At 71.3% G+C, this 7416-nt stretch carries 8 protein-coding genes; all 8 read left to right on the forward strand.

The genetic code is table 11. The annotated features are described in order from the left end of the window. Window positions 1-55 precede the first annotated feature (55 nt). Window positions 56-679 (forward strand): riboflavin synthase, encoded by a 624-nt coding sequence (locus tag G6021_RS05500; RefSeq protein WP_182609494.1) that lies wholly within the window; start codon window positions 56-58, stop codon window positions 677-679. 75 nt (window positions 680-754) lie between these two features. Next, entirely contained in the window at window positions 755-2011 is a 1257-nt protein-coding gene (locus G6021_RS05505; RefSeq protein WP_182640814.1) for a bifunctional 3,4-dihydroxy-2-butanone-4-phosphate synthase/GTP cyclohydrolase II, read from the forward strand. Continuing rightward, the gene (ribH, locus tag G6021_RS05510) at window positions 2008-2484 is read left to right on the forward strand and encodes a 6,7-dimethyl-8-ribityllumazine synthase (RefSeq protein WP_179525336.1); all 477 of its coding nucleotides are present in this window, start codon (window positions 2008-2010) and stop codon (window positions 2482-2484) included. The genes G6021_RS05505 and ribH overlap by 4 nt, the downstream gene beginning before the upstream one ends. Continuing rightward, window positions 2481-2984 (forward strand): PH domain-containing protein, encoded by a 504-nt coding sequence (locus G6021_RS05515; RefSeq protein ID WP_179525335.1) that lies wholly within the window; start codon window positions 2481-2483, stop codon window positions 2982-2984. Before ribH ends, G6021_RS05515 begins: the two co-directional genes overlap by 4 nt. A 6-nt stretch (window positions 2985-2990) precedes the next feature. After that, complete coding sequence (gene uvrC / locus G6021_RS05520) at window positions 2991-5129, forward strand: excinuclease ABC subunit UvrC (protein ID WP_182640815.1); 2139 nt, start codon at window positions 2991-2993, stop codon at window positions 5127-5129. Window positions 5130-5132: 3 nt separating this feature from the next. Next, on the forward strand, window positions 5133-6005 hold the full coding sequence (gene rapZ / locus G6021_RS05525) for an RNase adapter RapZ (RefSeq protein ID WP_179525333.1): 873 nt from the start codon (window positions 5133-5135) through the stop codon (window positions 6003-6005). Window positions 6006-6009: 4 nt separating this feature from the next. Next, window positions 6010-7008: a uridine diphosphate-N-acetylglucosamine-binding protein YvcK gene (yvcK, locus tag G6021_RS05530; protein WP_182640816.1), complete on the forward strand. Its 999-nt coding sequence runs from the start codon at window positions 6010-6012 to the stop codon at window positions 7006-7008. 22 nt (window positions 7009-7030) lie between these two features. Beyond that, window positions 7031-7416, forward strand: a 386-nt coding sequence (gene whiA / locus G6021_RS05535; protein WP_182640817.1) for a DNA-binding protein WhiA, incomplete at its 3' end; no start/stop codon positions are given.

Consider the following 7416-nt stretch of genomic DNA (forward strand, 5'->3'; position numbering starts at 1 on the left):
ACGCACCGCGTGACCAGACGCACCGCATGACCACATCCACGAGAGGACCACACTGATGTTCACCGGAATCGTCGAGGAACTCGGCACGCTGGAATCGGTCGAGACCGTCGGGGACTCCGCGCGACTGCGGATCCGCGGACCCCTCGTCACGTCGGACGCCCGTCACGGGGAGTCGATCTCCGTCAACGGCGTCTGCCTCACCGTCACGGAGTTCACCGCCGGAGAGGGATTCGACGCCGACGTCATGGCCGAGACCCTGGACCGCACCGCCCTGGGTGCGCTGAGCCCCGGGGACCCGGTGAACCTGGAGCGGGCGATGCGGGCGGACGCGCGGTTCGGGGGTCACATCGTCCAGGGGCACGTCGACGGGACCGGCGCGGTGATCAGCAGGACCGAGCACGACCAGTGGCACGTGGTGCGCATCTCGTTGCCGCAGGACCTGGCCCGTTACGTGGTGGAGAAGGGGTCGATCACGGTGTCGGGCACCTCCCTCACCGTGTCGGCGGTCAGTGCGCTCGACCAGACCGAACCGTGGTTCGAGGTCTCGCTCATCCCCACCACGCTGGAGGACACGATCCTCGGCGGCCTGACCCCGGGGGACGCGGTCAACCTCGAGGTCGATGTGCTGGCCAAGTACGTGGAGCGTCTCCTCGGTGGACGCGGTGGCCGGTCCCGGTGACCGGATGCGCCATACTTGTGGCCGTGCCCGCGGCCGACGCCCGGGTTTGATGAGTACCGAGGAGAACCCGCAGCAGTGACCACCTTCGACGGCATCGACCGCGCCATCGCCGACATCGCGGCGGGACGAGCCGTGGTCGTGGTGGACAGCGAGGACCGGGAGAACGAGGGCGACCTGATCTTCGCCGCCGAGCTCGCGACCCCCGAGCTCATGGGCTTCCTCGTGCGTTACTCGTCCGGGTACGTCTGCGTCGCGGTCGAGGCCGAGGACTGCCTCCGCCTGGATCTGCCGCCGATGCGGGCGATCAACGAGGACCGGCACGACACCGCCTACACGGTGACCGTGGACGCCCGTACCGGAGTCTCGACCGGGATCTCGGCCGCCGACCGCGCCCGCACCGCCCGGATGCTGGCCTCCACCGAAGCCGTCCCCGGGGACTTCACCCGCCCGGGTCACGTGGTGCCGCTGCGCGCGCGTCCCGGCGGGGTGCTCACCCGGCCGGGCCACACGGAATCCGCGGTGGACCTCGCCCGCCTGGCCGGCCTGCGGCCCGCCGGGGTGATCTGCGAGATCGTGTCCGAGGACGATCCGACCACCATGGCCCGGACACCGGAACTGCGGCGCTTCGCCGACGAGCACGGGCTCGCGCTGATCACGATCGAGGCCCTGCAGGACTGGCGGCGGGCGCACGAGGTGCAGGTGATCCACGAGGCCGCGGCCCGCATCCCCACCCCGGCCGGCACGATGACCGCCCACGGGTACCGCGACGTCCTCCAGGGGGTCGAGCACGTGGCCATGGTCGCCGGCGACATCTCGGGCGACGAGCCCGTGTCGGTCCGCATCCACTCCGAGTGTCTCACCGGGGACGTCTTCCACTCGCTGCGCTGCGATTGCGGTCCGCAACTCGACGCGGCCGTCGCCTCGGTGTGCGAGGAGGGGCGCGGGGTGGTCCTCTACATGCGCGGTCACGAGGGCCGGGGGATCGGCCTGGTGCAGAAGCTCCGCGCCTATCAGCTGCAGGACGACGGCCGCGACACGGTGGACGCGAACCTCGACCTCGGGCTGCCCGCCGATGCCAGGGACTTCAGCCTGGCCGCGCAGATGCTGCGCGATCTCGGGGTGACGCGCGTGCGGCTGATGACCAACAACCCCGCCAAGGCCGACGCCCTCCGTGCCGGCGGGGTCGAGGTGGTGGCGCGGGTCCCCATGCCCACCGCGGTGACCCCGGAGAACCTCCGGTACCTGCGGACCAAGCGGGACCGGATGGGTCACCTGCTCGAGGGCCTGGACGACGGGATCGACCCGGACACCAACGGAGAGGATCGGCGATGAGCGGCACCGGTAGGCCGGAATTGGTGATCCCCGACGCCCGCGGGCTGCGGCTGGGCGTGGTGGCCTCCACCTGGCACGACGAGATCTGCGCGCAACTGATGGACCGGGCCCTCGCGGTGGCCGAGACCTCCGGCGCGGTGGTCACCGTCGCCCGTGTCACGGGAGCCGTGGAGCTCCCGGTGGTCGCCCAGGAACTCGCCAGGTCACACGACGCCGTGGTGGCCCTCGGGGTGGTCATCCGGGGCTCGACCCCGCACTTCGACTACGTGTGCGGCTCGGTGACCGACGGCCTGACCCGGATCGCGCTCGACGAGGCCACGCCGGTCGCCCACGGGGTCCTCACCACCGAGAACGAGGCCCAAGCCCGCGACCGTGACGGGCACGAGGGCGCCACCGAGGACAAGGGCGGGGAGGCGGTCGCCGCCGCCCTGCGGGCGGCCGTCACCCTGCGCGACCTGCGGGCCGGACGATGACCGGACGTTCTGATCTCGAGCGCCCGGGGCAGACCCACTGGGACTTCGAACACCGCCCACGGCGACTCCGGATCGCCGTGATCGCGCTGGCGATCCTCATCATCCTCGCCCACGTCGTCTGGGCGATCGTGTTGGTCCGCGACGACACCGGGGTCACCATCGGGCTCGCCGACCAGCTCGCCTTCGTGGCGATCGGGCTGATCTTCGCCGGCGTCCTGCTCACCCTCCTCCGGATCAGGGTGCGGGTGGGCGAACAGGGGGTCGAGGTCCGCGGACCACTGCGGTCGCGGCTCTGGGACTGGCACGACGTCGTGGGGATCACGTTCCCCCGATCGAGCATGTGGCCGCGGCTCGAACTGCCGGCGTACGAGCACGTCGGGGTCTGGGCCATCCTCACCGTCGACGGTCAGGACGCGGTCGACGCCATGGGCACCATGCGGGAGACGGTCCGCCGGTACAAGCCCTCGGCCGCCGACCCCGAGACCGTCGCCGACCGCTGAGGCGTCGTGGCCGACCCGCGCACCTACCGCCCAGCCCCCGGTTCCATCCCGACGGAACCGGGGGTCTACCGGTTCCGCGACGCCCAGGGCCGCGTCATCTACGTGGGCAAGGCCAAGAACCTCCGCAGCCGGGTCGGGTCGTACTTCGCCGACCTCACCCTGCTCCACCCGCGCACCAGACAGATGGTCACCGCCGCCGCGGGCGTCCAGTGGACCGTCGTCTCCACCGAGGTGGAGGCGCTCCAACTGGAGTACACGTGGATCAAGAAGTACGACCCCCGCTTCAACGTGCGGTACCGGGATGACAAGACCTACCCGCTCCTGGCGGTGACGGTGGGGGAGGAGTTCCCGCGCGCATTCGTCTACCGGGGGCCGCGCCGGGCCGGGACCCGCTACTTCGGTCCCTATTCCCACGCGTGGGCGATCCGGGACACGCTCGACACCCTCCAACGGGTGTTCCCGGTGCGGTCGTGTTCGGCCGGGGTGTTCCGACGACAGGCCCAGCTCGGCCGCCCCTGCCTGCTCGGCTACATCGACAAGTGCGCCGCCCCGTGTATCGGTCGGGTGACCGCGGACGAGCACCGCGAGATAGTCGACGAACTCTGCGACTTCCTCGCCGGCCGGACCGACGTCATCATGAAGCGGATCGAGAAGCGGATGCTCGAGGCGTCCGAGGACCTGGATTTCGAGCGCGCGGCCCGGCTGCGGGACGATCTCGGCGCGATGAGGCGGGCCATGGAGAAGCAGGCCGTGGTCCTGGGCGACGGTACCGACGCCGACGTCGTGGGCGTCGAGGCCGACGAGCTGGAGGTCTCCGTCCAGGTCTTCCACGTCCGCAACGGGCGCATCCGTGGCCAGCGCGGATGGGTGGTCGAGCACGCACACGGGGTGGACGCCGACGGCCGGTTCGACCCGGCGCTCGCGGTCCCCGGTGTCGTCTCGGACTACCTCGCCCAGTTCTACGGAGGGGAGGCCGACCTGGCCGGGGGCGCAGACTCGGGCGCGGATCTCGCCGCCGCGGTGCCACGGGAGGTGTTGGTACCGGCCCTCCCCGAGGACGCCGACGAGCTCGCCGACTGGCTCTCCACCCTGCGCGGATCCCGTGTGTCGCTGCGGATCCCCCGGCGCGGCGACAAGCGCTCGCTGGCCGAGACCGTCCGACGCAACGCGGTGGAGGCCCTGACCCAGCACAAACTGCGCCGCAGCGGTGACCTGACCGCACGGTCGGCCGCGCTGCAGGAGATCCAGGAGACCCTGGAGCTCGACACGGCCCCCCTCCGGATCGAGTGCGTGGACATCTCGCACACGCAGGGCACCGACGTCATGGCCTCACTGGTGGTGTTCGAGGACGGGCTGCCCCGCAAGAGCGACTACCGCCTCTACCGGATCCGCGAGGCGGCCGGCGACGGCCACTCCGACGACGTCGCGAGCATCGCCGAGGTGACCCGCCGACGGTTCCGGCGGCACCACGAGGAGCCGGCGGTGACCCCCGATGACACCGACGGCCCCGTCGACGACAGGGCCGAGCCCGACGACGCGGGGGCGGGCGGGTCCACCCCGACCCGCCGATTCGCCTACCCTCCCCAGCTCTTCGTGGTGGACGGCGGCCGACCCCAGGTGGAGGCCGCCGCCGAGGTCCTGTCCGAGCTCGGCGTCACCGACGTCCCGGTGATCGGGATCGCCAAGAGACTCGAGGAGATCTGGTTGCCCGGGGAGGAGTACGCGGTCATCTTCCCCCGGCACGGCGAGGGGCTGTTCCTCCTCCAGCGTCTGCGCGACGAGGCACACCGATTCGCGATCCGCGCGCACCGGGGGGCCAGGTCCAAGAGGATGACGACGTCGGTCCTCGACGAGGTGCCCGGTCTCGGGCCCGCACGACGGGCCGCACTTCTCGAGAAGTTCCCCACCGTGTCCGCTCTCCGGGCGGCCGGGATCGACGACCTCTGTGCGGTCCCCGGGATCGGCCCCGGGGTGGCGGCCGCGATCCGGGCCACCCTGGGATCCGGGGACCCGGCGGCGACACCGACGGCGGACGCGGCGGTGGACGCGGCGCCCGCCGACACACCGGGTCCGGACGGGTCCGGCGCCGGCGTGGGAGACTCGGACCGTGCGGTCGGCGATGGCGGAACGAGCGACTCGAGGTGAACCATGGACATGAACGATGAGAGCCGCGAACTCCTGCTCATCTGCGGGATGTCCGGTGCGGGCAAGGGCACGGCGTCGAAGGTGCTCGAGGAGTTCGGCTGGTACGTCGTGGACAACCTCCCGCTGAAGTTCATCGGAGAACTGGTGGATCGGCTCGGCGAGACGGAGGAGGAACCCCGGAGGTTCGCGATCGTGGCGGACGTCCGCAGCCTGGGGTTCGACGAGCACATCGGCGAACTGCTGGGGCGCTTCGACGGACGCCCGCAGGCGAGGATCCTGTTCCTGGACGCCTCCGACGAAGCCCTGGTCAAACGCTTCAACAACGTCAGGCGGTCCCACCCCCTTCAGTCGGGTGACGGCCTGATCGACGGTATCCAGCGGGAACGCAAGGTGCTGGAGGGGATCCGCGGCCGCGCCGACGTCGTGGTCGACACCACCGCGCTGAGCGTCCACGACCTGCGGCACCGGCTCGAGAAGCCGTTCGGTGACCTGGGGTTCGACTTCCACCTCACCGTCGAGTCCTTCGGCTTCAAGTACGGGGTACCGGTGGATGTGGACATGCTGCTCGACATGCGGTTCCTGCCCAACCCGCACTGGATCCCGGAGTTGCAGGCGCACACCGGACGCGAGAAGCCCGTCCAGGACTACGTGCTGGCGGACGAGTCCATCGAGGAGTATCTCCGCGCCGCGGTGACGATGATCGGTCTCGCGATGACCGGGTACCGGCGTGAGGGCAAGCGGTACATGACCATCGCGGTCGGGTGCACCGGCGGTAAACACCGGAGCGTGGCGATCTCCGAGTCACTGGCCGGGCGGCTCGCCGGCCTCGACTCCGTCGACGTCCACGTCCGGCACCGTGACCTCGGACGAGAGTGATCGCATGACCGACCAGGCCACGGTCGACGGATCCGACCGGATGGGATCACTCGTCGCCCTCGGCGGAGGACACGGGTTGTCGGCGACCCTGCGCGCCGGACGGATGGTGGCCGACCACGTGACCGCGGTGGTGACCGTCGCCGACGACGGCGGTTCCTCCGGGCGTCTCCGGCGCGAACTCGACATCCTGCCCCCCGGAGACCTCCGGATGGCACTGTGCGCACTCGCCGACGACGACGAGCACGAGCAGCTGACCAGCCTGTTCCAGCACCGCTACGGCGGAACCGGGGCTCTGGCGGGCCACGCCGTGGGAAACCTCGTCTACGCGGGATTCTGGGAACTCCTCGGCGATCCCGTCAAGGCGCTCGACGCCGTCGGGTCGATGCTCGGGGTGACCGGGCGCGTGCTCCCCATGTCTCCGGTCGCCCTCGACATCGCCGCGGAGGTCGTCGGCCTGGAAGCCGACCCCCGGGTCGTGCGCACGATCATCGGCCAGGTCGCGGTGGCGACCACCCCCGGCAGCGTGCGGCGGGTACGCCTCATCCCCGCCGACCCGCCCGTGGCGGAGGGCGTCGTCGAGGCCATCGAGGCCGCGGACATGGTCGTCCTGGGGCCGGGATCGTGGTTCACGAGCGTCATCCCGAACGTGCTGGTGCCCGAGATCGCGTCCGCCCTGGCCCGCACGGCCGCGACCCGGGCGCTCGTCCTCAACCTGGCGCCGCAGCACGGGGAGACCGCCGGGTTCTCCGCCGAACAGCACCTCCACGTCCTGCGCCAACATGCGCCCAAGGTCGACGTCGACGTCGTCCTGGTGGACCCGCGGATGCCGCTCAGCGGGACCGAGCGCGAGCACCTCGACCGCGCCGCGGCGGGCCTCGGCGCGCGGGTCATGGTGGCGGACATCGCCAGGACGGCACCGGATGGGACGATGAGACCCGTACACGACCCCGCACTGCTCGCCCGGGCGCTCGCCGCCACGGTGACGGCGGGGGCCGATGAATGACCGGAGAACGAAGGAGCAGGGCGTGTCACTGACCGCACAGGTCAAGTCCGAACTGGTGAGGGTCCCGGTGGGCAACTCCGAGACCAGGAAGGCGGAGATCGCCTCGCTCCTGCGGTTCGCGGGCACCCTCCAGGTCCTCTCGGGACGCCTCGTGATCGAGGCGGAGGTCGATTCGGGCGAGATCGCCGACCGACTGTCCGGGGAACTGGACTCGCTGTTCTCGGTCCCCTGCGAGATCCACCCGATCGGGGGATCCGGCGGCAAGCCGGCCCGGAAGTTCGTTCTGCGGGTGATCGACCGCGGCGCGGACCTGACCCGCCAGCTCGGCCTGGTCGACACCGCCGGTCGCACGGTCCGGGGGTTGCCCGCCGCGGTGGTCGGCGGATCCGTCGCGGCCGCGGAGGCGTC

Origin of the sequence: Dietzia sp. CW19 (assembly GCF_014145265.1) — a bacterium.
In the GTDB taxonomy this organism is placed as follows: domain Bacteria; phylum Actinomycetota; class Actinomycetes; order Mycobacteriales; family Mycobacteriaceae; genus Dietzia; species Dietzia natronolimnaea.

Excerpts from the sequence above, each read along its gene's own strand:
- G6021_RS05515 (WP_179525335.1), top strand. The coding sequence starts at position 2,481 with ATGACCGGACGTTCTGATCTCGAGCGCCCGGGGCAGACCCACTGGGAC.
- yvcK (WP_182640816.1), top strand. The coding sequence starts at position 6,010 with ATGACCGACCAGGCCACGGTCGACGGATCCGACCGGATGGGATCACTC.
- G6021_RS05500 (WP_182609494.1), top strand. The coding sequence starts at position 56 with ATGTTCACCGGAATCGTCGAGGAACTCGGCACGCTGGAATCGGTCGAG.
- ribH (WP_179525336.1), top strand. The coding sequence starts at position 2,008 with ATGAGCGGCACCGGTAGGCCGGAATTGGTGATCCCCGACGCCCGCGGG.
- rapZ (WP_179525333.1), top strand. The coding sequence starts at position 5,133 with ATGGACATGAACGATGAGAGCCGCGAACTCCTGCTCATCTGCGGGATG.